We start from the raw sequence: 23,396 nt of genomic DNA, 5'->3' as shown, positions 1-23,396 counted from the left end.
TCAAAAAGATGGATGAATGGCTGAATTATGATCGTTTTGATCGTGAAACCTGGCATAGTTTTTTTCCATATGGCAAAACTTTCTTAACCCAGGAAAACCTTGATGATATTAAGTCGCTCAATGACCAGATTTCGCTGACAGATGTACGCGAGGTCTACTTGCCTTTAATTAAGCTGATCCAGCTGCAGTATCAAAACTACTTGCAGATGCAGCTGCAGAAGATGACCTTTTTGCGTAAACCCATGCGGCGAATACCTTATATTATTGGAATCGCTGGTTCAGTGGCAGTCGGCAAGAGTACTTCCGCGCGATTGCTGCAGATTTTGCTGAAACGTTTGATGCCAGATAAACAGGTTGAGTTGATTACCACTGATGGCTTCATCTACCCCAATTCAGAGTTGGAAAAGCGGGGGATCATGGCGCGCAAGGGATTTCCGGAAAGCTACGATATGGAAAAGCTGTTGACTTTTTTAAATGACGTCAATGCTGGTAAGGATTACGTGCAGGCGCCAATCTATTCGCATAGTATCTATGATATTATTCCTGACGAGTACCAGGTAATTGAAAAGCCAGACGTCTTAATCGTTGAGGGAATTAACGTCTTACAGCTGCCAACCACTCAGCGGATCTACGTCAGCGACTTTTTTGATTTCGCGATTTATATTGATGCCGAGCCGGAATTGATTGAACAATGGTACCTAGAACGGTTCGGCATGCTTTTGGACACGGCTTTTCAAGATCCAAGCAACTACTACTATCCTTATACCAAGGGCAATCGTCAACAAGCCTTTGCGATGGCGCGGGAAGTGTGGGATACGGTTGATCTGCCTAATCTGCGCGATTACATCTTGCCAACGCGTAATCGGGCTGATGTGATTCTGCATAAGGCCGAAAATCATCATATTGATCAGATTTATCTGCGTGAGGACTAAAGAACGCTATCCAAACCATAATGGCGAGACGGTGAAGACAATCTGTCAGCAGCATTGGATAGTTGGCTTGTGACTGGCTGACAAAGCTTGATGGCAAGGAACAGCAATGGCTTTGGTAGTTTGGCAATAGTAAGATGGTTAAGGTAAGCCGCGCCGATTTTTGACAATTGCCAGCTGAATTTACAATAAAAAGCAATTTTGATCCGATTAAAAAAGCGCTCCAGCAAGCAGGCTTGTTGGGGCGCTATTGTTTTGATCGCGGTACCGTGACTAGTTATCTATCAAAGTCGTAGTAATCTACTGTGTTTTATTTAGCTGTTTTGACGTACTGCGAGTGGACTGCCTGAGACTTTTGAAGCTGACGGTAAAATAGATATTGCCGTCTTTCCAATCAACACTTAGGCTGCCTTTGAAGTTTTTGACCAGGTTTTGGGCGATTGAAAGACCAATTCCAAAACCAGATTTTTTTTCATTGTTATGCGAGGTGTCATTGCGGTAGAACCGCTCAAAGAACTTATTGTAGTCAACGTTTTGACCCTCGGCATAGCTGTTGCCGACTTTCAGCAGCACGTTTTTGCCATGCTTGTCAGCACTGACGTTAACGAAGATCGTACCATTGGGATCACAGTATTTATTGGCATTATCCAATAGAATGCTGATCAGCTCATAGTAATAATTAGGATCAGCTTTAATTTTAAGACCAGGCTGCAGCTGATATTTAAGCTGGTGATTGGACTGAGCGATAACGGCCTTAAAGTTGTTGATGACTTTTTGTACTTCAGTCGCTGGATCGATTTCCTGCAGCTGCAGTTCGGGGCGCTCATCCAGCTTGGCTAATGAGATCATCAAATTGATCAGGTGCGTGAGCCGCTGAATCTGCTGCTTGTTGCTCTGGGTCCATTCGCTTTCGCCATTCATCATCTCTTCTAATTCAGTATTGGCCGAAATGATTGAAAGTGGCGTCTTCAATTCATGACCGGCATTGGTGATAAATTCTTTTTGCCGCTGCTCGGCTTCGATGACCGGCTTGATGGCCCGCTTTGATGACATGATCAGCACGAATTCAAACAAAATTAAACTTACGATGCCTAAGATGGTGCCTGAAAGTATCAGATCATGCGTGTTTTTGAAAATCATCGACTGGTCCAAAAAGACGATGCCAATCTGACCATTTTTCTTTTTGGCCATCTTATAGGCATAGCTGGTACCTTGATAACGGATTACGCCGCGCGATCGTCCACGCTGCTGAACGGTTTCCGCCAGATCGGCAATTGCATCTGGCGAGACCGTCAGGATATGAGAATTGTCAATCTTAATATTCTTGCCATCTTTGCTGATGTTGGCACTAAAATAGCGGTACTGAAACATTTCCTCGCGATTGAACCGCGAGCCCAACCGTTTTTTCGCCGCGGCATTGGCATTTTTGGTAGAAAGCTGACCATTATGCTGAGAAAGCAGGGTCAAAATATCATTCGTTTCGCGATGGGCATGGATGCTGGAAACTGAAACCATGCTGCCAATAATCGTAATCAAAACGACTACCAAGGCCGCCGTAGAAATAGCAATAAATTTGTTGCGGAGTCTTTGAATCATTGGCGTACCCCCTTTAAGCTGGTTGGCTTAACTGATAAGGACCTCCTTTTTGACCATCAATAGTGGTGCTTGATCCTACTGCCTGCAGTTTTTGCCTTAGATATGAGATGTAGATCCATACGTCTTCGGCATCGGCGTTTTCATCACGATCCCACGCCTGGTTCAGCAGCTGTTGCGTGGAGAGCTCTTTATCGGCATTCAAGATGAAATAACTGAGCAGACGAGTTTCCTTGCCTGAAAGACTCATTGAGTTGTGACTTGCTAAGCGCTGTTCGGCCTGATCAACTTTAAGATCGCCAAATGCCAGTACGTCGCTGTCATATTCTTCAGTCCTGCGTTCCAGCGAGCGCAGCCGCGCCAGCAGTTCCTTAAGTGAGAACGGCTTGGTTAAATAGTCGTCGGCTCCGGCATCAAGACCGGTTACTTTATCATCGATTTCGGCCATGGCAGTCAGCATAATGACATAGGTTCGGTCGCCGGTTGCACGGATCTCTTTAAGGGCCTCCAAACCGGTTTTGACGGGCATCATAATATCAAAAATCATGACGTCATAAGCATTGGCCTGAGCATGCTCAATTGCTTCTTGACCGGTGAAAACCGGATCGACGTCATAGCCGACACTCCTCATTGCCATGACCAGTACGCGGGAAAGCTGTTTTTCATCTTCAGCAAGCAGAATTTTCATAGAAAAATCCCCCTAATCATTTTCGTGGATAAGTTGACGGATCGTCTGCATCTGGACATCGCAGGCCGCCAGCTGATCGGCACAGCGGCGCAGTTCTTTGCCGATACGTTCTGGATTGTCAATGTTATGCTTATATTTCATTTCGTGTTCCAGACTGGCCCAGGAATCCATTGCGATCGTGCGCAGCTGAATTTCGACAAAATAATGACCAGGCGTCTGTCCATCAATATCCTGATATGGTGTCACGACGTCTAAAATCAGATGATAGCTGCGGTAGCCGTTTGGTTTGGCATTGGCAATATAGTCTTTTTCCTTGACGATGGTGCACCAGTCAGCATCACGTAAAAGATCGATGCAGCGGTAGACATCGTCGATGAAGTTGCAGACTACGCGAATGCCGACCGCGTCGCGACATTTGCGCAGGGCTGACTTGGGCGTTACTGGGTAGCCTTTGCGCTGGCATTTTTCAGTCATGCTGTCGTTGGCCTTAACCCGACCAATCAAGTGCTCATACAGCTTGGGATGACCGTTGGCAACCTGGGTGTTGCTTAACTGTTTGATCCGCTCGAGCACGTCGTTTAGAATCAGCGGCAGATTGTCGGCGCACGGACCGTAGATTTCCATTTCCATCATTCCTCAATTCTATAAAACGGATTGCTGATAATAATTAATGTTAACGCAAAATAGGTTTTAACTTAAGAAATAAAACTGAAGAATTATTAAAATAAACCTTAAGAAATAACCTGCTTGATCTTAGTCGGTTTGCGTCTGCTAAGTCTTGGTTAGCGATTGTCAGTTCGGATATTAAGCGGTTGCTTTGTTCTGAACCGGTTGATTTTGAATGAATTGTCCGTAAATGTGGTATGAGAATGCTAGTTTAGTGAAATATGTTAAGCAATATACGGTATAAAATCATCTTGAGGATTGACCTTGTTCGGTTTTACCCGTAAAATAGCCTTTAGATTTAATAACAATGATCTTTTACAAAAGGAGTGGAAACTAAGTGGCTAACGTCAATCTTGATGCATTCGACAAGATCCTCGTGCTCGACTTCGGTAGTCAGTACAACCAGCTGATTACGCGCCGGATTCGCGATTTTGGCATCTATTCCGAATTGCTCTCCCACAAGCTGAGCGCTGAAGAAATCAAAGAGATGCATCCCAAAGGCATCATTTTCTCTGGGGGTCCCAACAGTGTCTATGCAAAGGACGCCTTTAAGGTCGATCCAGAAATCTACAAGCTGGGCATTCCAATTTTGGGGATCTGCTACGGCATGCAGCTGATGTCTTACGATCTGGGCGGTAAAGTTGAACCAGCCGATGATTCTGAATATGGTCGAGCTGATATTGAAGTTATCGATGACGACGCGGTAATGTTTAAAGGCCTGCCAAAGAAGCAGTACGTCTGGATGAGCCATGGCGATCGCGTCGTTGAGGCGCCAGAAGGCTTTAAGGTCGTAGCTACCAGTAAAAACTGCCCAATCTCAGCCATCGCCAACGACGAAAAGAAGCTTTACGGCATTCAGTTCCACGCTGAGGTCCGCAACAGTCAATATGGTCTGGACATCTTGAAGAAATTTGCCTTTGACGTTTGTGGTGCAAAGGCGAACTGGTCAATGGACGACTTTATTGACATGCAGGTTGAAAGCATTCGTAAAGAAGTCGGCGACAAAAAGGTTATCCTTGGCCTTTCTGGTGGGGTTGACTCCAGTGTAACGGCTGTTTTGATCCACAAGGCAATTGGCGATCAATTAACCTGCATCTTTGTTGATCACGGCCTGCTGCGCAAAAACGAGGCTGATGAGGTAATGAATGCCTTGAGCCGCGACCTGGGCGTTAAGATCGTCAAGGTTGATGCTGCCGATCGTTTCTTAGGCAAACTGAAGGGCGTTTCCGATCCAGAGCAAAAGCGTAAGATCATTGGCAAGGAATTCGTGGAAGTCTTCAATGAAGAAGCCAAGAAGATGAAGGATGCTGAATATCTGGCGCAAGGTACGCTCTACACTGACGTTATCGAATCCGGTACCGACACGGCACAAACGATCAAGTCACACCATAATGTCGGTGGCCTGCCAAAGAAGCTCGGCTTTAAGCTGATCGAGCCATTGCGCAGTCTGTTTAAGGATGAGACTCGTGAACTGGGTGAAAAGCTTGGCATTCCTCATGATCTGGTTTGGCGTCAGCCATTCCCAGGTCCTGGTCTGGGGATCCGGGTATTGGGCGAAATTACGCCTGAAAAGCTGGAAATCGTACGCGAAAGTGACGCGATTCTGCGTGAAGAAATCAAGAAGGCCGGTCTGGATGAAGAAATCTGGCAATACTTTACGGTTCTGCCTGGCATTCGTTCCGTCGGCGTGATGGGTGACGGTCGGACCTACGACTACGCGGTTGGTATCCGAGCCGTAACCAGTATCGATGGAATGACGGCTGACTTTGCCAAGATTCCATGGGATGTCTTGCAAAAGATTTCGGTTCGCATCGTAAATGAGGTTGATCACGTTAACCGGATTCTTTACGATGTCACGAGTAAACCGCCTTCGACAATTGAATGGGAATAGGGATTGATTAAAGAGAAAAGTTGATATAACGGCATTTCTGCCAACCAATCTCACTCAAAACAAAAGCCCGGTGATTCACTGAAACGTGGTCATGGGGCTTTTTCTGTTGACTTTTTAGACAGCAGTGGGCAGAACAATTCCAAGATTATGGATAAGATCTTACGGCCAGCTCGTCTTTTGAAACGAAATGATCATTGGTTTGGGGATAGCGATGATTAAAAACCATCCTGAGCGCCCAAGCCGGCCAGCTCAGCAATGAAATAATGATTAAGGCATTGAGCCATAATGGCGCGGCGTAGCTTAAATAGGCAGTGTTATGCCCTGACTTTTGAGCGATCGTCGGCGAGCCAACCAAGGAACGCTTAAAATGAGTCATATTTTTGCCATTGACGATCAGTCGCGACTGATGGTAAGTGACGATTGGCAGTTGAATCTTTTCACCGCCATCAGCCTGCCAAGTCAGCTTTAAGCGGCCATGACTGACGGCTTGGATCTTGATCGCTGATTTTTGATCAACGACTGAAGCGCCATAGCTGTAGGCGACCTGCATAGCGTTGACATTGGCCTTGGTAGTGGCCAGGTAGTCAGGGACGCGTTTTTGCAGCTGTTTCAAAAATGTTTGGTAGTCGCTGGCATGCATGGCTTTTAAGACGTTTCGCTGGTCATTTTGATTGTTGTTTTTGCCGATTGATGTGGTTTTGCTGCTTAAAACGCGTGGCATAAAGCCAATCCGTGCTTTCTGATTGATGAACAGTCCAGCCTGAGCCAAGCAGACCAGCCAGATGACGCTTAAAACGCCAACGCTTAGCCGGCGCTGGTTAAAGAAGCGATTTTTACCTGGTAGGTTGCTGATCGTTTCAAAAGATCTTGCCAAGCCAACGATGAGCAACGGATAGGCCAGCATCGTCAAGCGAACGGGAAACTGCAGCAGGCGGCTGATGATGGGAAAATGGCTGACGATGATTGACCAGCAGAAGAATCGCGAGCTCATTCCCAAAAAGATGGCGCCCAGCAGTGTAACGATCAGATTCAAACGGTCATGACGCCAGTTCAAGATCGCCAACATCATCTGCAGAATCAAGATGCCCAGTAAAAAGACGGTAATCGTAGTATGCGTGTTGTTTAATGAGTCAAGGCGCAGCGTATTCTTTATAACGTCAAAATCAGCAGGCATGGCCAAGTGGTTGGTGAGGCTCAGATAAATCAGTGGAACCAGGGTGTTGGCCGTTAAAACGATGGCTGTCAAGACCGCCTTAACGGTATCAAGCAGCATTTGCGTTTTATCGTTGGCGATTTTTAAAGCGTACAGCCAGGCCGGAATCAGCACCAGCATGAATAAAAGCGCGCTCAGCAAATGGATCTCGATAGTCAGACTCATCAATAGAGCTAGCTTTTTCCAGCGAATGGGACGGTTGGCATCCGTGATCATGTCAAACGTGATCACCAGCAGGCAAGGCATCAGCATTGCTCCCAGGGCAGTGGTATTGTTCCCAATCTGCCAGCGCGGCATCCAGCCTACCGTCAGATAGAAGCTGGCCATCATTGCCGCGATGATGGGGCGGATACGGAGGCGTTTTAACAGCCGGTACATGCCAAAGCCACCGATTAGGTAGATAATGATGCTGGAGACGATCTGATATTGATACCAGCTGCGTACCAACAGCAGCAGGCTACCGTTTAGATAGGCAAACAGCGGGCCATAAACGACATTGACGATCCGACCGCTCTGGTTAAAGCCATAGATTGACTGAAACCAGCTGAAGTTTAAATGTTTCAGCTGTGAGTAGGTCTCATAAAAACGGTTATAGTGAAAAACGCTGTCGGCACCGACGATCCCATGTCCAGTAATCATTTGACCAGTCAGCAACAGGCCAATCGTTAGGATAATCAAGCCGGCCGCGCGATTGTTTTTGAAGATGTTTTTCATATTGTTGCTCGTTCCAATTGATTTAATCAGCAATTATAGCTGGAAATTTTGAAACAAGTGCGAACGTTGTCGGGCTTTTCGATTAACTTTAGCACGACTGCCTAACTAAAGGGCATTGGTTAGTTATGCTAAAATAGTTTTAGATTTTTAAGGACAGGTAAAAAACATGCATAACTTAATTTTTCTCGATGATCTGAATGGCTCGGATTTGGACCCATACGTAAGATTGAATGAAGCCCAGCTGTTTCATGCCCTGGAGCCCAACCCTGGCCTTTTTATCGCGGAAAGTCCCAAGGTAATCGAACGGGCCATGCGCGCTGGCTATCGACCGGCCTCGCTATTGGTAGAAGAGAAAGCCTTGGATCGCGACTTAGCAGATCTGGATCGTGAAATGGCGGCTAATCAGACCAGCGGCTTAGGTCAAACGCCAATTTACGTTGCCAATAGCCAACTGCTTCGCCAGCTGCCGGGTTATAACCTTTTGCGTGGGGCGCTGGCGGCGATGCATCGCGTTAAGCGTTTGGAGCTGGCTGACTTTTTGGCGACCATGCCGACTGAGCATCCCCGTATTGCCGTCCTTGAGAGTGTGGTCAACCCAGCTAACATTGGTGCGATTTTCCGGTCGGCGGCGGCTTTGGGGATTAATGGCGTCATCGTGACCAGCGACTCGGCAGATCCTTTTTATCGTCGTTCTTCGCGCGTGGCGATGGGCACCGTTTTTCAAGTGCCTTGGACCTATATTGATGCCAAAACCTGGCAGAATGGCGGTATCGAGCTGCTTCATCAGGCCGGATATCAGACGGCAGCCATGGCATTGCGGCATAATACCGTCAGCATTGATGATCCTAAGTTGGCAGCGGCGGACCGTCTGGCGATTATCATGGGTTCGGAAGGTCCGGGACTAAAGGAGTCAACGATCGAACAAAGTGATTTTACGATCAAGATTCCCATGGCCCCAGGAGTCGATTCTTTAAACGTCGCGGCAGCCTCGGCCCTAGCATTTTGGGAACTGGGCAATCGCGTTGCTGAATAGCGCGAAGGCATAAAAAAGCGTCCATTCATTTTTTGAATAGACGCTTTGAGTCTTAAAGGTCAATAATTTGATAGTCGAATCCTTGAGCTTTGATAAACTTCATCAGATCAGCCGCTGAAAGAAAAATAGTATGCGTGTTAATGTTGGGATGAAACGTCAATGGAATGTTTTCAGCCAGCATATCTTGATCAAAGTAGATCTGAATGTTGTGAGCCGAGTTGTTCATAATACCAAATGGCGAGACGATCCCAGCCTCAAGACCCAGCTGCTCTTCAATCTCATTGTCGTGAGCCATTGAGATGCGTTTAGCGCCGGTCAGTTCTTGAAACTCCTTAAAGTCCATACGTTTGGCATCGTCCATGATTACCAGGTAGAAGTTTTTATGCTTATCCTTTAGAAACATTGACTTGGTGCAGACACCGATTTTATCAGCGATATAGGCGTCGGCTTCTTCAGTGGTCGTAGCTGCGGGATGATCCACCATTTCGTATTTGATATCCAATTTTTGCAGCTCGGCAAGCAGTTCTTGGTAGGCGATTGCAGAACCCTTAGTCATTTGTGTCACCTCTTGAATGTTTATTACCATCATAATCGAATCAAGCAAGCGCTTCAATCAAAAAACAGTCACGGCTAAGTGCCATGACTGTTTTTGCGTTTAGATGATGTCGATGAATCTCGGCAGCTAGTCAGCCAGCTTACCGACTACCGTCAGCTTGCCCAAGACGCTTTCGCCATGAGGAGCATGGGCAATGGCCGCGGTAGCATCAGTGCCTGCTGTAACGCCATGGTGCTTGCCGCCTTGCCATGCTGATACCTCAGTTACGTCATAGACCGTGCCCTTAACGGCAACATAGGCCGGCTGACCATTTTGGCCATTGAATTGCTTTAATTCAGCTAAGGTAAATGTCTTTTCCATTAATGATTCCTCCTTGACGAGAAAACGATTGTAACTTGATAACTGAATTATATAAGAATCAATCTAAAAAAGCCAACCAACTGCCTGATAAAAACTACTCAATCTTAGCGAAGTGTCGGATTGGTTGCCAGGCGGCTTTTAAGATGACCCAGGCTAACAAGCCGCCGACAATGGCACTGATCGCAAAGCTAGGTACGAACAAGAAAAGTGATCCCTTGGCACCCATTAAGGCAGCTGCAATCGGATAGGCGGTTAGTGCGCCAATCAGTCCCGTGCCGATCAATTCTCCAATCGCTGCCAGCCAAATTTTGCCAAAGCGCTTGAACAGCCAACCACTGAGCCAGGCGCCAAAGATACTGCCAGGATAGGCCAAAATGGTGCCGGTTCCCAAAAGATTACGAACGGTTGAGGTCAATAGTGCCTGCACGACTGCCCATTCCGGCCCTAAGACAACGCCTGATACGATATTGATCAGACTTTGTGTGGGTGCACATTTGGCAAAACCGATTGGAAACGAGAAGATGCTGCCGCCACAAACGGCCAATGCAGATAAAATAGCCGTCAAAACCAATTTATAAGTACGCTTTTTCATGAATTCCTCCTAAAGAACTTTAGCATCATCAACCAATAAAAAAACTCCTTCCCGGAATCGAGAAAGAGTGCCTAATTCATTATCAAAAGCGCGTATTTATGCTTATGCCAAAATTAAGCTGTCTCCCTCCGCTAGTACTAACTAGATCAGGTTATGTGGGTATTTCTCAGCCAAATCAATGGCACCCCAGACAGAGTTGTTTTATTTCAATATCCATTAAAGCACCAATCTAATAGCTTTAACAGGGGAATAATAAAATTATCTGAAAATAAGGATTGCCTTTTGTAAATAATCTGGTATTATCTAGTTAATTACTTGAGTAACTAACTAAGATGACAATCGCAATTGAAGCATCTGTCGTATTTGGGATTTTTGAAACGGAGAAATTGGGGAAGATTATGCAAAAAATAAAACATTGGGTAAAAAATCACCGTAAGACAACAATCGGCACGGCAATCGTTTTGCTTTTGCTGATTGGGATGGGGATTATCAATCAGATCAAGCAGCATAAGGCCGCGCAGTCTTCACGCTATGTCGTTGCCAAGGTTGCTAAAACGACGCCTTTGACGCTGACCGGGACCGTTGTAGCTCAACAGCAGCAGGTCTTGAGTCTGCCATCAGGCAAGGTGCAGTCGATCGGGGTTGCCAATGGTCAAAAAGTCAGTGAGGGTGATCCTTTGGTAACGACCTACAGTGAAAGTGCCAATGAAGAACTGACCGATGCCAAACAGGAACTGGCTAAGGCGCAACGCAACGTAACGGCTCAGCAAAATAATGTCAGTGCCGCGCAAAAGGATGCAACGGCGCAAAGCGATGATGGCACGACTGCCGGCTCGGCCAGCAGCGTTGCCCAGGCGCAAGCCAGTCTGGCTGATGCGCAAAGCGATGTTACGGCAGCTCAAAACAAGGTCAATACGCTGAGCCAAAAGGTTACTCAGACTTTAACGGCACCGTTTGATGGCACGGTCACGGTTGACGACACCAAACAGGACGCACCGGTAATCACGATCTATTCTAATGATCTGAAGCTTAAGACCAAGGTATCGGAATATAACTACAGCAAGCTTAAAACCGGTCAGGAGATTCACGTGCGGGCACTGGCAACCGGCAAGCAGGCCGACACGACGATCAGCTACCTGGCAACGGTACCGACGACGAACTCGCAAAGCAATGATGCCAGCTACGAGGTCGATGCCGATTTGAGCAGCAAAGACTTTATGGATGGGCAGACGGTCAAGGCCTCAGTTGCACAAAATCAGCTGCGGATTCCAAAGTCCAGCGTTAGAAACGGCCAAGTCTACATTGTTAAAAATGGTAAAGCCAAGGCAGTTGCCGTTGAAGGCAAGCGGGTCAACGAATACTTTGAAGTCAAAAGCGGCGTCAAGGCTGGTCAGCAGATCATCACCAACCCGGATCGCAAGCTGCATAACGGAACCAAGGTGAACGCTGATGGCAATGATTAGACTGGAACACGTCAACAAATACTATGGCCAGGGTGCAACTCGTTTTCACGTGCTGCATGATATCAATCTACAGGTTGATGCCGGTGAACTGTTAGCCATTATCGGGGAATCAGGGTCTGGCAAGTCGACCTTGATTAATATTATCGGTTTTTTGGATGATGATTTTGAAGGAAACTATTTTTACAATGAACAGGCGATTCATGACTATACGCGGGCAGATTTTGCTAAGCTGCGCAATCGGCATGTGGGATTTGTCTTTCAAAACTTTAAGCTGATTCGCGACATCAGCATTGCCGAAAATGTAATCCTGCCGCTGCTGTACGCGGGAGTAGGTCGGCGGCAGGCTAAAAAGACGGCGGCGCGGGTCTTGGAACGTGTTGGTCTGGGCGGTTATGACGACAAGCTGCCCACTGAGCTTTCGGGCGGTCAGCAGCAACGGGTCTCAATCGCACGAGCCATCATTGCCAATCCTGATTTCTTGATTGCCGACGAGCCTACGGGGGCTTTAGACACGAAAACCAGTCAGGAAATTATGAATCTGTTTAAGCAGCTCAACCAGACTCAGCATACAACCATCATTATGGTGACGCATGATCCACGGGTTGCCGAGCAGTGCGAGCGCGTCGTCAAGATTATTGATGGTCAGATTGTCGACGATCGAAAGGTGGGAGCAAATTGAGAAATGCCGAACTCTTACGTAGTGCCCTCCAATCACTAAAAGCCAATCCCAAGCGCAGTTTTCTGACGACGATTGGGATTACGATCGGGATCGCGGCCGTAATTACGATTCTGGCACTGGGAAATGGGGTTAAAAAAAGGCTCAGCGACGAGTTTAATACTTCCCAAAATGGTGAGCAGTATACCTATCTTTACTTTACGCCCAACGATTCGCAATCAGCAGCGACCGGTTTTAATGAAACTGACTTAAACGCGATTCAAGAACGGTTTGGCGCCAAGGTGAAAAAAGCTGCAATCTCTCATGAAACCAATAATGCCTCCGTTTCGCCATTGGTTGGCAATCGACGAATCAATAACGTAACGATTTCGCTGTTTAAGCGGCCAACCAGCAAAATTTCCATTATAGCGGGCCGCAATCTTACGACCAATGAGCTTTTGACTGAAGAACCAGTTATTCTGATGAAAGAGTCGTTAGCTAAAAAGCAGTATCACACGGTTCAAAACGCAGTCGGCACCTCAGTTTCGATTGGCGATACCGATTATCGGGTAGTCGGCGTGTATCGTTCGCAGGCCAATACTTATGGTGACAATAAATATGGCGCGGATCTCATTGGCGGCACCAGGCTGTTTTATTCCGGTACTACGGCGACAACCGGTTATGGCATTAAGCTGACCTTTTATCAAGGCGCTAATGCCGGCAAGGTTACCAAAAAAATCAAGAAGTACATGGAAAAGAAGGGAACCAGTGCACATGACGGTACCTACATGGCAGTCGATGCCGGCGCGGAACTAACCAAGGTCAACAAAATGATTACCGGCTTGACGGCTTTTATCAGTGCGATTGCGGGGATCTCACTGTTTATCGCTGGGATTGGGGTCATGAACATGATGTACATTTCGGTTTCTGAACGAACGCAAGAAATCGGAATTCGGCTGGCAGTTGGGGCCGCGCCGCAAAACGTGATGGCCCAGTTCTTGTTGGAAGCCATCGTCTTAACGGTTGGCGGCGGCTTGCTGGGCTTTGTCATTGGCTGGCTGCTGGCGGGCATAATCAGCAATTTCATGCCTTACCACATTCATGCCGTCGTGACTTTGAATTCGTTCCTGCTGGCATTTGGGGTCTCAGCTTCAGTCGGAATCATCTTTGGGATCTTGCCGGCTAAACAAGCTGCCAATAAGAACCTGATTGAGATCCTGCGCTAGTCAATCTTTATTGAAAAGCGGCAGCTTAAAGAAAATATTAAAGGCACGCTGTCAAGCTTGTTCTTGAACAGTGTGCCTTTTTAATTTGCGCTTGCGGGATTAATTTTCTTGACGATGGTAATTACCAAGCAGACGCAGTGAAGTCGTGTAGTTTTTCAGTTCAGCTAAAGCTTCGGCAATGTGTTGGTCAGCCAGGTTGCCATCCAAGTCAACGTAGAAATAATATTCCCAAGGGTTGCCCAGCAATGGCCGCGATTCGATGCGGACCATGTTGATATCATGTTCCTTAATGACGCGCATAACTTCATAGAGCGTGCCAACCTCGTTTTTCAAGGTAAAGATTAATGAAATCCGATCAGCATCCGGTAAGACTTCAGGTTCCCGGCCAAAAATGATAAAGCGCGTGTGGTTGGACTTATCGTTTTCAATGCTGGGTGCCAAAACGTCCAGATTATATAATTCAGCCGCTTCAGTTGAGGCAATCGCGCCGACTGCCGGATCCTGCTTTTCAGCGGCCATTTTAGCTGCCAGTGCCGTATTGAGGCATTCTTTTCCTTGAATCTGGTGCGCGGCTAAAAACTGGCTGGTCTGCAACAGTCCCTGGGGATGCGAATAGACTTCCTTGATGTCAGCAAGTTGGGCTCCCTTAACGCCCAGCAGATTTTGGGCGATGTAGATGGACTGCTCGCCAACAATGAAAAAATGATACTTGTTGATCAGATCGTAGTTGTCATTAATGGCGCCAGTTGAGGAATTTTCCATGGGGACGACGCCATAATCGATTTCACCTTTTTTAAGGGCCAAAAAAACGTCTTCAAACTTAGGGTAATTTCGACTTTCGACTTGGCCAAACCACTGATGCATGGCTTGGGAAGAAAATGATCCCGGTACGCCTTGATAGCCAACGGTAACCCCGGTCCGCTGCGGTTGTGCAATCATAGATAATTCCTCCGTGATCTAAAATTTCTTCTAATCTTAGCTGATTATCTAAACTATGACAACTATTGCTTGATTAGTTAGTGGTGCCTATTTAGGAACATGCTAAAATAGATGGGTCGATAAAAGGAGTTTTTTATGAAAATTATCATTGCTCCGGCTCGAACTATGAAAGCTGATCCGGATTCATTGCCGATTCAAGGCTTACCGCAGTTCTTGCCGCAAACGGAAACGATTTTAAATTATCTGCGCAGTCTAAGCTACGATCAGCTCCATCATCTTTGGTGGGACTGCAGCGAAAAAATTGCCATTCCCAACTATCAATGGGTGCAGCAGATGGATCTTTACCATCAACTGACCCCGGCGCTGCTGGCATTTACCGGCCTGCAGTATCAGCGGATGGCACCAGGCGTTTTTGATGAGGCGGCGCTTGGCTACGTTCAAGACCACTTGCGCATCCTGTCGGGCTTTTATGGCTTATTGAGGCCGTTTGACGGGATCGTTTCTTATCGCTTAGGCATGGGTGATCGAGCGCAGGTTGCGGGTACCAGGAATCTGTATGAGTTTTGGGGCAGTCGGCTGGCCGATGAGCTTTATGCACAAGATAAGCTGGTTTTGAATCTGGCATCAAAGGAATATGCCAAAGCAGTCATTCCTTATGTTAAAGGTAAGCGCCAATTGGTCAGTTGTACGTTTGTCAAAGCAGAGCACGGCCGTTTCAAGACTCAAGCTACTCGGGCCAAGATTGCGCGGGGTAATCTGGTGCGCTATCTGGCTGAGCATCAGGCTGATGATCTGGCGGTCGTAAAGCAGTTTGATCTTGGCTATCATTATGATGAGCAGGCATCGACGAATGATAATTTGGTTTTTGTAGCGGATTAGGATAGGAAGAGAGAATTGAGAACAGAGAAGTCAAGTGACAGTCGCGCGCTGGCAATTGCAACGATTGTCATGGGAATTATTGCCGGAGCCAGTTCCGGTTTGTTAAGCATTGTTTTGGACGCAACGGAAAGAGTATTTTTTCATTTTACCGAAACCAACGCGATTCCGGTCGCATTTTCAGCCACGCCATTAAACCGGCTGCTGGGACCGATTATTGGGGCTCTGATCGTATCAGTCATCTGGTACTTCATGCAGCTGCACTATCGACCAGTTAAGCTGGGCAAGGCCGTTGATGGTGAAAAAATGCCAATGGGGGCCACGATCATGCATGTTACGGCCCAAGTATTCTATGTCGGTACTGGGGGATCCATCGGTCGGGAACTGGCCCCAAGAGAAGCTGGCGCAATGTGGGCTCAGTCATGGATCCGATTAGGTGATCGGATTGGCTGGCTTAAGCTGGCGCCAGAAGACCGCCGCCTGCTGATTGCCGCGGCAGCCGGGGCTGGGTTTGCTGGTGTCTACATTGCCCCAATTACGGGAGCGATGTTTTGTCTGGAGATCCTCTATCAAAAGATTGATAAAAAAGCGGCCATCGTCAGTCTGACCATGGCTTCAATTGCAACGATGGTCGGTGCGATCGTCAAAGGCTGGCAGCCATACTATCTGGTGGCATCGCGTCAATTTTCACTGCGCTTGATTCCTTTTGTGGTGATTGTGGCACCGCTGATGGGCTTTTTGGGCACTTATTACAAACGCTTGATTGGCCGCGCCAGTGCAATGCGTGTCAAAGATCGGCGGATTTTTGTCACGATGCCGCTGGTAGGTGCGCTGACTGGTGCCGTGGCTTGGTTTTTCCCAGAAATCATGGGTAATGGCCGAGGCGTGGCCCAGATGGCAATCAATGTGACCAGTGTTTCTCATTCGGCCATTGCTTTACTGCTGTTCGGCTTTTTTGCCAAAGGACTGGTGACTTTGGCAACGATTAGCGGCGGTGGCTATGGCGGGACGCTGACGCCATCGATTGCGATGGGTTCTTCTTTAGGCGTGCTGCTGGGGATGATTTTTATTCAAGTAATCCCTGGTGAGTCTTTGATGCAGTTTGCCGTTTTAGGCGCGGCCTTTTTCCTGGCGGCTACGCAACAAGCCCCGCTGATGGCGATGTTTATGCTGTTTGAGGTTTGCCACTTGAACTTTTCGGCCCTATTGCCACTAGGACTGGGTGTTGCCTTAAGCATGGCCGTCTCCAAGTGGATGCAGGCATAGGAGGAATTCATGAAAATACGTGCAATTGACGCGCCAATGGGACCATTGATTATGCTGATCGTGGCAGTCTTTTTGATTGTCTCGGCAATCACTGATCATCAATGGCTGTATTGGTTGGCGGCCTTACTGGTCTTGATCTGTTTGGGAATGTATTTGAATGCTTCACTAAATGGCAAGTATCAGATTATTGATGAGACGATTCGGAATCTACACCTCAAGCCGACTGCGCAAGTATTGGATCTGGGCTGTGGGCAAGGAGCAGCCTTGATTAGAATTGCGCAGCACTTAGAAGTACCGGGACGCGTGATTGGCATTGATCTATGGAAAAAATCCGATCAGTCCAATAATTCGCTTAAGCGGGCTCAAGCCAACCTGCAAGCGGCTGAGTTGGCTGACTTAGCCGAGGTGCAGACAGCCGATATGATCAATTTGCCATTTGATGATCATCAGTTTGACTGTGTATTTGCCAGTCTGTCGATCCATAACGTCAAGCCGGCAATTAATCGAGCGCGGGCCATTCAAGAGGCTACCCGCGTTTTAAAGGCCGATGGAACGCTTGCTATTATCGACATTGAACATGTTGATGAGTATCAAAAGGTCTTGGAAAATCTGGGCTTTCATAACGTTATGGTAAAAAAATGCGGTGTTAGGGGCTGGTGGGGTGGCCCGTGGCTGAGTACCAAAGTCTTATTAGCCAAACGTTTTTAGTTATGACTGGCTGGAAGTCTCGCAGTCATCAATCGGATAATTTTTATGGTTCTTTGTCAAATCGTATTGGTGAAGATCTATTCCCTACTTCAAAAATGAAGTGGGGATTTTTTTATTTAGGCAAGCGTTTTATTTTTTTATGATGGTTGTGCTTTACTTAAGAAACGCTTATCCTTGTCCAGTACACCTAGGATTAGGGAGGAAAAGATTTGAGAAAAAGAACCAAGGGCATTTTGCTGGCTACGACTGGAGCATCCTTTTGGGGGACGTCTGGCGTTGCCGTACAGTATCTGTTTGGCGAGACGACGGTCAGTGAATTTTGGCTGGTCGGGTTACGGCTCTTAGGCGCTGGCACGCTGCTGCTGATCTTAGCCAAGGTTACTGGAAGATCATCGACCAAGGCATTGTTTAGCAATCGTCATGATGTGCTGCAGCTGATTTTATTTGCCTTTTTTGGGATGGGCATGTCGCAGCTGACTTATTTTGCGGCTGTTAAATACAGCAATGCCCCCACGGCCACGGTGATTCAATACTTGGCACCAGTCATCATTATTGTCTATACGGCGGCTGCTCAGAAAGCACTGCCACGCCGAATCGATGTGATATCGATCATCGTGGCCTTGCTCGGGACGTTTTTATTGGTGACCAACGGCAATCTGAATCATCTGGCGCTGTCGCCGCAAGCATGCTTTTGGGCGCTTTTGGCTGCTTTGGCCAATGCAATCAGTACGATGGCGCCTGGTCGACTGTTTGCCCGCTATGGCACGCTTAATGTCACGGCCTGGTCGATGTTGATCTGCGGTGTTTGTTTTATTCCGCTGTATTTTATCATGCCAATACCAGTACTGAGACCGTTAGACGTGGCTTTAATTGGCTGGATCATCATTGGTGGCACGCTTTTGGCCTATACCCTGTATCTGGCCAGCGTGCAGTACGTTGATCCAAGTACGACGGGGATGCTGGGAGCATTTGAACCGTTGGTGGCAACGATTCTGGCAGTGGTGCTTTTGCACACTCAGTTTGGCCCAATCAATATCTTGGCCAGCTGCCTGATTATTTTGGCAACCTTCCTACAGATGATGCCGCTGCAGGTCTTTTCGCATCGCCAGTCAATAAGCTAACTATAAAAAGCCAAGCATGGAGTGTATCCACCAGCTTGGCTTTTTGATTATTTAGCAGTTTGTTCTTTGCCATTCAGACCATTGCGGCAAAGATAGACGATAGCGGCCAAAACTAAAACGCCCGCGCCAACGATTACTGAGACGCGCGTGTCAGGGTTGATAAACATGAAGATAACGATCATGATCAGCATTGCAAACGCAAAGTAGTTTGAAAATGGATAAAGCGGCAGTTTAAACGGATGATCCTGCATCAGTTCAGGATTGTGCTGCCGGAATCGCAGTTCAGCCAGCAATATCACAAACCAAGGAATCATCCCCGGCAAAACGGATGAACTGAAGACGACGACGAAAAGATCAGCAGTTGACTTGCTGAAATATTCAGCGAGGATGTCTAAAACAAAGCCAATCAGAATTCCGCCAGAAATTCCCAGAATTGCTGCATCGGGAACCACGTGCTTGGAAAGTCTTCCAAACAGGCGTGGAGCATTGCCTTCATGTGCCAAGCGGAAAAGCATCCGGCTAGAGCTGTAGATTCCTGAGTTGGCACCAGATAAAGCGGCCGTCAAAACCACAAAGTTGATAATCGAAGCCGCTGCAGTAATGCCAACTTTGGCAAACGTCTCAACGAATGGCGAGCCGACGCTGTCCAATTGATTCCACGGGTAGATCGTAACAATGACGAAGATCGCGCCGACGTAAAAGATCAGAATTCTAAACAGCACCGATTTAACCGACTTGACCACGGCTTTTTGCGGGTTGGCAACCTCACCAGCCGAAATTCCCAGCAGCTCGATTCCTTCATAAGAGCCCACGATGATCGACATTGAGAACATAAAGCCCTTGAAACCACCGGTGAAAAAGCCGCCATGGGTCCAAAGATTGCTAAAGCCAATGGGGTGACCGCCATTGCCAAATCCCAGCAGGATCACCAAAAAGCCTAGAATTATCATTAAAATAATCGTTACGACCTTGATCATGGCAAACCAAAATTCCAAGGTACCATATGCTTTAGCGCTGGCCAGGTTGGCAAGCGCTAAAAAGATGATGATGATCAGACCGGCAGCCCATGTTTGAGTATGCGGCCACCAGTACTTGAGATATTCGGTTGAGGCAATGACTTCTGACATCCCGACTACGATATATTCAAAAACGTTGGCCCATTCTGCCATGTAGCCGGCCATTGGGTGCACGTAATGCGTGGCATAATCAGCAAACGATCCTGTGCTGGGATTGACGTAGATCATCTCACCCAAAGCCCGCATTACGATATACAGAATCAGACCGACAAAGGCATAGGCTAAAAGTACGGAAGGCCCGGTCCATTTGATGGTTGATTTTGATCCCATAAACAGTCCAACGCCAATCGCGCCGCCTAAAGAGATCATTTCCATTTGTCCCGCCGTCATCGTGCGTTTTAATTTTGGCGCGACGTGGTTTTTCTCACTCATGCTGTGTCCTCCAAAAATAAAAGAGCGCTTCAAATTATGAAACGCTCATCATTATCGTTAAGCTTAATCAAGACGTTTCAGCAGCTGACCATAATCAGATGGATATTTAATTAGTTATGGAAAACTGCATAAAAACTCCTTAAAAATAACTAGCTACCATTATACCGATTCTGACCAAGAATACCACGCAAAATTAGAAAATCCTAAGAATTAAATGCCTACCAGGCGCTCTGTTTTAATCTTTTTAGCAATTGGCGTTATAATATTCAATAAAATTAACGAAATGAGGAAAGAAAATGGCAGACTCAACGCGTTTTTATGAAAAATTTCAACCTGACCACTATGACATCTACCTGGATATTGACCGCGCCGCCAAAAATTTTAAGGGGGTTACGACGATCAAGGGCAATGCCGTGGATTCTAAGATTGCGCTGCATCAAAAGTTCTTAGACGTTACCAGCGTCCAGGCTGATGGACAAGCCGTGCCGTTTAGCTTTAGCGACCGTCAAGAGGCCATCAAAATAGAACTGCCGCATCCCGGTGACGTAGAATTGAAAATCGTTTATGATGCCAAATTGACCGACACGATGATGGGAATCTATCCATCATATTACACAGTCGCTGGTCAAAAAAAGCAGCTGGTTGGCACGCAGTTTGAAACCACGGCAGCGCGGCAGGCTTTTCCTGGTATTGATGAGCCAGAAGCCAAGGCGACGTTTTCGTTAGCCATCAAGTATGATGAACAGCCAGGTGAAACCATCATTGCCAATATGCCAGAAGATCATGTTGAAAATGGCGTGCACTACTTCCAAGAAACCGTCAAGATGTCGACTTATCTGGTTGCCTTTGCGTTTGGCGAGTTGCAGAGCAAGTTTGCCAAAACCAAGAGCGGCGTTGAGATTGGTGTCTTTTCCACTAAGGCCCACCAACCCAAAGAGCTTGATTTCTCATTGGATATTGCCAAACGCGCGATTGAGTTTTATGAAGACTTTTACCAGACGCCATATCCGCTGCCGCATTCATATCAATTGGCCCTGCCAGACTTTTCGGCCGGCGCGATGGAAAACTGGGGTCTGGTTACCTATCGTGAGGCCTACATGCTTTTGGATCCGGACAACACGACACTCAATCAAAAGCGACTGATTGCTACGGTTATCACGCATGAGCTGGCACATCAATGGTTTGGCGATTTGGTTACGATGAAGTGGTGGGATGACCTTTGGCTGAATGAGTCATTTGCCAACATGATGGAATACGTGGCCGTCGATGCCCTGGAGCCGGAATGGAACGTTTGGGAGATGTTTCAGACTTCGGAGGTTCCAATGGCGCTGCAGCGGGATGCTACGGATGGCGTGCAGTCGGTTCACGTTGCCGTTGATAACCCCGCGGAGATCGACACTCTGTTTGATGGAGCAATCGTCTATGCCAAAGGCGCGCGGATGCTGGTGATGGTACGGGCACTGCTGGGCGATGAAGCGATGCGCAGAGGCTTGAAGAACTACTTTGCTGCCCATCAATATGGCAATGCCACGGGAGCTGATCTTTGGCAGGCATTAGGCGAGGCTTCAGGAATGAACGTTGGCCAGATCATGGAGTCATGGCTGGAACATCCGGGCTATCCTGTGGTTGAGGCCAAGATTGAAGATGGCAAGTTGCGGCTTAGTCAACGTCAGTTCTTTATTGGTGATGGTCAAGATAAGGGCCGGTTGTGGCAGATTCCTTTAAATGCTAACTACGATCAGGCACCAGCCATCTTTAGCGAACAAAGCCTGGATCTGGGCGACTACCAGCAGCTGCGGGCCCAAAACGGCAAGCCATTTCGGGTTAACGTTGGGGATAATTCACACGTTATCGTTAAATATGATGAAACACTGTTAAATGATATCTTGGATCATCTCGATGAACTGGGGGCAATCGATCAGCTGCAGCTGCTACAGGATCTGCGGTTACTGGCTGAAGGTCGCCAGCTTTCCTATGCCCAGATCGTTCCATTACTGAACCGCTTTAAGGACAGTCAATCCGGTATCGTCAATGAAATGCTCTATCATGTGGCCAACAGCTTGAAAAACTTCGTCCAGCCGGATACTGTTGAGCAAAAACATCTGCAGCAATTGTTTGACCAACTCAGTGCCAAGCAGACTGAGCGTTTGGGATGGATTTCTAAAACCGGTGAGAGCAACGATGATCAGCTGACGCGGCCGATTGTCTTGAGTGCAGCTTTGTATGCTCAAAACCAAGCCGCCGTTCAAGCTGCTCATGAGCTGTTTGAAAAGCATCACGACCAATTGGCAACCTTGCCAGCTGACGTTCGTGGGCTGGTCTTGGCCAGTGAGGTTAAAAACTATGGCAGCCAGTCACTGTTTGACCGGCTGTTGCAGAGCTATCGCGATACGGCGGATGCTGGCTTCAAACAGGATCTCTGTGCTGCCTTGACCAAGACTGAAGATTCCAAGCTGATCGCACAGCTGATTGAGTGCTTTGAAGATGCCGATACCATCAAGCCGCAGGATCTGCGGGCTTGGTTTAGAGGCGTACTGGCTAACGATCATGGTCAGCAGGCAGCTTGGGACTGGATTCAGCAGGAATGGCCATGGTTGGAAAAAACGGTTGGCGGTGACATGGAATTTCCAACCTACATTACCGTAATTGCACGAATCTTTAAGACGTCTGAGCGTTTGAATGAGTTTAAGCAGTTCTTTGAACCCAAAGAAAGCGATCCGATGCTGAAGCGAGAAATTCAAATGGATGAGAAAGTGATTGCCAGTCGAGTCGCATTGATTGAAAATGAGCAGACTGCAGTCAATGAGGCAGTTGCCAAAGCAGTTGAAAAATAGATTAGAAAAAGCAGATGGTCAAAGCCATCTGCTTTTTCTAATCCCACAGTCCTTCAAAGCGCGTATTGCCTTTTGAGGCGGCAGTATTGGCATCGATCTGATCGCCATTGGCATTGTAGAAGCTGAATGTCAGACCGTTTTGCTTATCATAGTCAATAATAGTAGTTTTACCAGAAAAGAACCAGCTGTCCTGGTCATCGATATGATAGTTGATCTCGTCAACGATGTTTTGCAAAACCGGCTGCTTGGGCTGATCCTCGCGTTGATAAGATTGCTTGGGACCATAATTGACATGCCCATTGCTGCCACCAGTAGGCGTAAAAAAGCGCACGCCAGCTCCCGGCTTAAGATCCAGTTGCTTAATCAGCCATTGCTGGGCGGATTGGGTAATCTTTAGCTGCATTGAATCACCTTGTCTTCTTGATAATAATCTGCTTAGAACAATTGATTAAAAATACGTTTTAAGCGTCAGTCGTTCATATTAATTGTTATTTAACCTTCACGATTTTAGCATAGGAAAATTTGAATCATTATGCAAACAATAAACATTAGAGAGCATGTGTGGGTAAACGATGCTACCATATAAGAATCTCTAGTTTCCATTAAATCTCTTTAACTGAAATGG

The 23,396-nt window shown here is 47.2% G+C and carries 21 protein-coding genes and 1 riboswitch; of the genes, 11 read left to right on the top strand and 10 right to left on the bottom strand.

What is annotated here, in order from left to right; all coding sequences use genetic code 11:
- The first annotated feature begins 8 nt into the window (after positions 1–8).
- Positions 9–932: a type I pantothenate kinase gene (gene coaA, locus ACLUWI_RS00760; RefSeq protein WP_412145741.1), complete on the top strand. Its 924-nt coding sequence runs from the start codon at positions 9–11 to the stop codon at positions 930–932.
- A gap of 297 nt (positions 933–1,229) precedes the next feature.
- Here the strand turns inward: coaA and ACLUWI_RS00755 are convergent, their stop codons facing one another.
- From ACLUWI_RS00755 to ACLUWI_RS00745, 3 genes are read right to left on the bottom strand one after another with little or no spacing between them, the layout of a single operon-like run.
- A complete protein-coding gene (locus ACLUWI_RS00755; protein WP_412145740.1) occupies positions 1,230–2,525 on the bottom strand; it encodes a sensor histidine kinase in 1,296 nt (431 codons plus the stop codon).
- A 13-nt stretch (positions 2,526–2,538) separates the two neighbouring features.
- On the bottom strand, positions 2,539–3,210 hold the full coding sequence (locus ACLUWI_RS00750; RefSeq protein WP_412145739.1) for a response regulator transcription factor: 672 nt from the start codon (positions 3,208–3,210) through the stop codon (positions 2,539–2,541).
- Between the two features lie 12 nt (positions 3,211–3,222).
- The gene (locus ACLUWI_RS00745; RefSeq protein WP_412145738.1) at positions 3,223–3,834 is read right to left on the bottom strand and encodes a GTP pyrophosphokinase family protein; all 612 of its coding nucleotides are present in this window, start codon (positions 3,832–3,834) and stop codon (positions 3,223–3,225) included.
- A gap of 379 nt (positions 3,835–4,213) precedes the next feature.
- Here ACLUWI_RS00745 and guaA point away from each other — a divergent pair, with 379 nt between their 5' ends.
- Positions 4,214–5,767, top strand: coding sequence for a glutamine-hydrolyzing GMP synthase (gene guaA, locus ACLUWI_RS00740; RefSeq protein ID WP_006500536.1), 1,554 nt, complete (start codon positions 4,214–4,216; stop codon positions 5,765–5,767).
- Between the two features lie 145 nt (positions 5,768–5,912).
- Here the strand turns inward: guaA and ACLUWI_RS00735 are convergent, their stop codons facing one another.
- Positions 5,913–7,694: a hypothetical protein gene (locus tag ACLUWI_RS00735; RefSeq protein WP_412145737.1), complete on the bottom strand. Its 1,782-nt coding sequence runs from the start codon at positions 7,692–7,694 to the stop codon at positions 5,913–5,915.
- A gap of 166 nt (positions 7,695–7,860) precedes the next feature.
- On the opposite strand from ACLUWI_RS00735, the gene ACLUWI_RS00730 reads away from it, so the two are divergent.
- Positions 7,861–8,727, top strand: coding sequence for a TrmH family RNA methyltransferase (locus tag ACLUWI_RS00730; RefSeq protein ID WP_272209457.1), 867 nt, complete (start codon positions 7,861–7,863; stop codon positions 8,725–8,727).
- A 52-nt stretch (positions 8,728–8,779) separates the two neighbouring features.
- On the opposite strand, the gene ACLUWI_RS00725 is transcribed toward ACLUWI_RS00730, so the two are convergent.
- The 3 genes from ACLUWI_RS00725 to thiW all read right to left on the bottom strand — a co-directional run bounded on the left by ACLUWI_RS00725 (position 8,780) and on the right by thiW (position 10,235).
- Complete coding sequence (locus tag ACLUWI_RS00725) at positions 8,780–9,283, bottom strand: prolyl-tRNA synthetase associated domain-containing protein (RefSeq protein WP_412145736.1); 504 nt, start codon at positions 9,281–9,283, stop codon at positions 8,780–8,782.
- Positions 9,284–9,409: 126 nt separating this feature from the next.
- Positions 9,410–9,643 carry a cytochrome b5 domain-containing protein gene (locus tag ACLUWI_RS00720; protein ID WP_347964067.1) on the bottom strand — a complete coding sequence of 78 codons (234 nt, stop codon included), beginning with the start codon at positions 9,641–9,643 and terminating at the stop codon, positions 9,410–9,412.
- Between the two features lie 94 nt (positions 9,644–9,737).
- Entirely contained in the window at positions 9,738–10,235 is a 498-nt protein-coding gene (thiW, locus tag ACLUWI_RS00715) for an energy coupling factor transporter S component ThiW (RefSeq protein ID WP_169462032.1), read from the bottom strand.
- 106 nt (positions 10,236–10,341) lie between these two features.
- Positions 10,342–10,434, bottom strand: a riboswitch (TPP riboswitch).
- Between the two features lie 199 nt (positions 10,435–10,633).
- Between thiW and ACLUWI_RS00710 the strand changes: the two genes are divergently transcribed.
- From ACLUWI_RS00710 to ACLUWI_RS00700, 3 genes are read left to right on the top strand one after another with little or no spacing between them, the layout of a single operon-like run.
- On the top strand, positions 10,634–11,698 hold the full coding sequence (locus ACLUWI_RS00710) for an efflux RND transporter periplasmic adaptor subunit (RefSeq protein ID WP_412145735.1): 1,065 nt from the start codon (positions 10,634–10,636) through the stop codon (positions 11,696–11,698).
- The gene (locus ACLUWI_RS00705) at positions 11,691–12,377 is read left to right on the top strand and encodes an ABC transporter ATP-binding protein (protein WP_412145777.1); all 687 of its coding nucleotides are present in this window, start codon (positions 11,691–11,693) and stop codon (positions 12,375–12,377) included. The genes ACLUWI_RS00710 and ACLUWI_RS00705 overlap by 8 nt, the downstream gene beginning before the upstream one ends.
- A complete protein-coding gene (locus ACLUWI_RS00700) occupies positions 12,374–13,579 on the top strand; it encodes an ABC transporter permease (RefSeq protein WP_412145734.1) in 1,206 nt (401 codons plus the stop codon). The genes ACLUWI_RS00705 and ACLUWI_RS00700 overlap by 4 nt, the downstream gene beginning before the upstream one ends.
- Before the next feature lie 99 nt (positions 13,580–13,678).
- On the opposite strand, the gene ACLUWI_RS00695 is transcribed toward ACLUWI_RS00700, so the two are convergent.
- A complete protein-coding gene (locus tag ACLUWI_RS00695; protein ID WP_412145733.1) occupies positions 13,679–14,518 on the bottom strand; it encodes a prephenate dehydratase in 840 nt (279 codons plus the stop codon).
- A 135-nt stretch (positions 14,519–14,653) separates the two neighbouring features.
- Here ACLUWI_RS00695 and yaaA point away from each other — a divergent pair, with 135 nt between their 5' ends.
- The 4 genes from yaaA (at position 14,654) to ACLUWI_RS00675 (ending at position 18,489) form a co-directional block, all read left to right on the top strand.
- Positions 14,654–15,397, top strand: a complete 744-nt coding sequence (gene yaaA, locus ACLUWI_RS00690) for a peroxide stress protein YaaA (protein WP_412145732.1) — start codon at positions 14,654–14,656, stop codon at positions 15,395–15,397.
- A 69-nt stretch (positions 15,398–15,466) separates the two neighbouring features.
- Complete coding sequence (locus ACLUWI_RS00685) at positions 15,467–16,660, top strand: chloride channel protein (protein ID WP_412145776.1); 1,194 nt, start codon at positions 15,467–15,469, stop codon at positions 16,658–16,660.
- A 9-nt stretch (positions 16,661–16,669) separates the two neighbouring features.
- Entirely contained in the window at positions 16,670–17,368 is a 699-nt protein-coding gene (locus ACLUWI_RS00680) for a class I SAM-dependent methyltransferase (protein WP_412145731.1), read from the top strand.
- 209 nt (positions 17,369–17,577) lie between these two features.
- Positions 17,578–18,489, top strand: coding sequence for a DMT family transporter (locus ACLUWI_RS00675; RefSeq protein ID WP_412145730.1), 912 nt, complete (start codon positions 17,578–17,580; stop codon positions 18,487–18,489).
- Between the two features lie 47 nt (positions 18,490–18,536).
- Here the strand turns inward: ACLUWI_RS00675 and ACLUWI_RS00670 are convergent, their stop codons facing one another.
- On the bottom strand, positions 18,537–19,937 hold the full coding sequence (locus ACLUWI_RS00670) for an amino acid permease (protein ID WP_412145729.1): 1,401 nt from the start codon (positions 19,935–19,937) through the stop codon (positions 18,537–18,539).
- Positions 19,938–20,233: 296 nt separating this feature from the next.
- Here ACLUWI_RS00670 and ACLUWI_RS00665 point away from each other — a divergent pair, with 296 nt between their 5' ends.
- Positions 20,234–22,771 (top strand): M1 family metallopeptidase, encoded by a 2,538-nt coding sequence (locus ACLUWI_RS00665; protein WP_412145728.1) that lies wholly within the window; start codon positions 20,234–20,236, stop codon positions 22,769–22,771.
- 37 nt (positions 22,772–22,808) lie between these two features.
- Here the strand turns inward: ACLUWI_RS00665 and ACLUWI_RS00660 are convergent, their stop codons facing one another.
- A complete protein-coding gene (locus ACLUWI_RS00660) occupies positions 22,809–23,174 on the bottom strand; it encodes a HesB/YadR/YfhF family protein (protein WP_272215340.1) in 366 nt (121 codons plus the stop codon).
- Between the last annotated feature and the right edge of the window lie 222 nt (positions 23,175–23,396).

Source organism: Limosilactobacillus mucosae (genome assembly GCF_046939755.1).
Classification (GTDB): Bacteria; Bacillota; Bacilli; order Lactobacillales; family Lactobacillaceae; genus Limosilactobacillus; species Limosilactobacillus mucosae_A.
This window is presented reverse-complemented; position numbering and strand designations above follow the sequence as displayed.

What these genes read in the sequence shown, in the direction of transcription:
- coaA (WP_412145741.1), top strand. Translation starts at nt 9, where the DNA reads ATGGATGAATGGCTGAATTATGATCGTTTTGATCGTGAAACCTGGCAT.
- ACLUWI_RS00755 (WP_412145740.1), bottom strand. Translation starts at nt 2,525, where the DNA reads ATGATTCAAAGACTCCGCAACAAATTTATTGCTATTTCTACGGCGGCC.
- ACLUWI_RS00750 (WP_412145739.1), bottom strand. Translation starts at nt 3,210, where the DNA reads ATGAAAATTCTGCTTGCTGAAGATGAAAAACAGCTTTCCCGCGTACTG.
- ACLUWI_RS00745 (WP_412145738.1), bottom strand. Translation starts at nt 3,834, where the DNA reads ATGGAAATCTACGGTCCGTGCGCCGACAATCTGCCGCTGATTCTAAAC.
- ACLUWI_RS00735 (WP_412145737.1), bottom strand. Translation starts at nt 7,694, where the DNA reads ATGAAAAACATCTTCAAAAACAATCGCGCGGCCGGCTTGATTATCCTA.
- ACLUWI_RS00730 (WP_272209457.1), top strand. Translation starts at nt 7,861, where the DNA reads ATGCATAACTTAATTTTTCTCGATGATCTGAATGGCTCGGATTTGGAC.
- ACLUWI_RS00725 (WP_412145736.1), bottom strand. Translation starts at nt 9,283, where the DNA reads ATGACTAAGGGTTCTGCAATCGCCTACCAAGAACTGCTTGCCGAGCTG.
- ACLUWI_RS00720 (WP_347964067.1), bottom strand. Translation starts at nt 9,643, where the DNA reads ATGGAAAAGACATTTACCTTAGCTGAATTAAAGCAATTCAATGGCCAA.
- thiW (WP_169462032.1), bottom strand. Translation starts at nt 10,235, where the DNA reads ATGAAAAAGCGTACTTATAAATTGGTTTTGACGGCTATTTTATCTGCA.
- ACLUWI_RS00710 (WP_412145735.1), top strand. Translation starts at nt 10,634, where the DNA reads ATGCAAAAAATAAAACATTGGGTAAAAAATCACCGTAAGACAACAATC.
- ACLUWI_RS00705 (WP_412145777.1), top strand. Translation starts at nt 11,691, where the DNA reads ATGATTAGACTGGAACACGTCAACAAATACTATGGCCAGGGTGCAACT.
- ACLUWI_RS00695 (WP_412145733.1), bottom strand. Translation starts at nt 14,518, where the DNA reads ATGATTGCACAACCGCAGCGGACCGGGGTTACCGTTGGCTATCAAGGC.
- yaaA (WP_412145732.1), top strand. Translation starts at nt 14,654, where the DNA reads ATGAAAATTATCATTGCTCCGGCTCGAACTATGAAAGCTGATCCGGAT.
- ACLUWI_RS00685 (WP_412145776.1), top strand. Translation starts at nt 15,467, where the DNA reads ATGGGAATTATTGCCGGAGCCAGTTCCGGTTTGTTAAGCATTGTTTTG.
- ACLUWI_RS00680 (WP_412145731.1), top strand. Translation starts at nt 16,670, where the DNA reads ATGAAAATACGTGCAATTGACGCGCCAATGGGACCATTGATTATGCTG.
- ACLUWI_RS00670 (WP_412145729.1), bottom strand. Translation starts at nt 19,937, where the DNA reads ATGAGTGAGAAAAACCACGTCGCGCCAAAATTAAAACGCACGATGACG.
- ACLUWI_RS00665 (WP_412145728.1), top strand. Translation starts at nt 20,234, where the DNA reads ATGGCAGACTCAACGCGTTTTTATGAAAAATTTCAACCTGACCACTAT.
- ACLUWI_RS00660 (WP_272215340.1), bottom strand. Translation starts at nt 23,174, where the DNA reads ATGCAGCTAAAGATTACCCAATCCGCCCAGCAATGGCTGATTAAGCAA.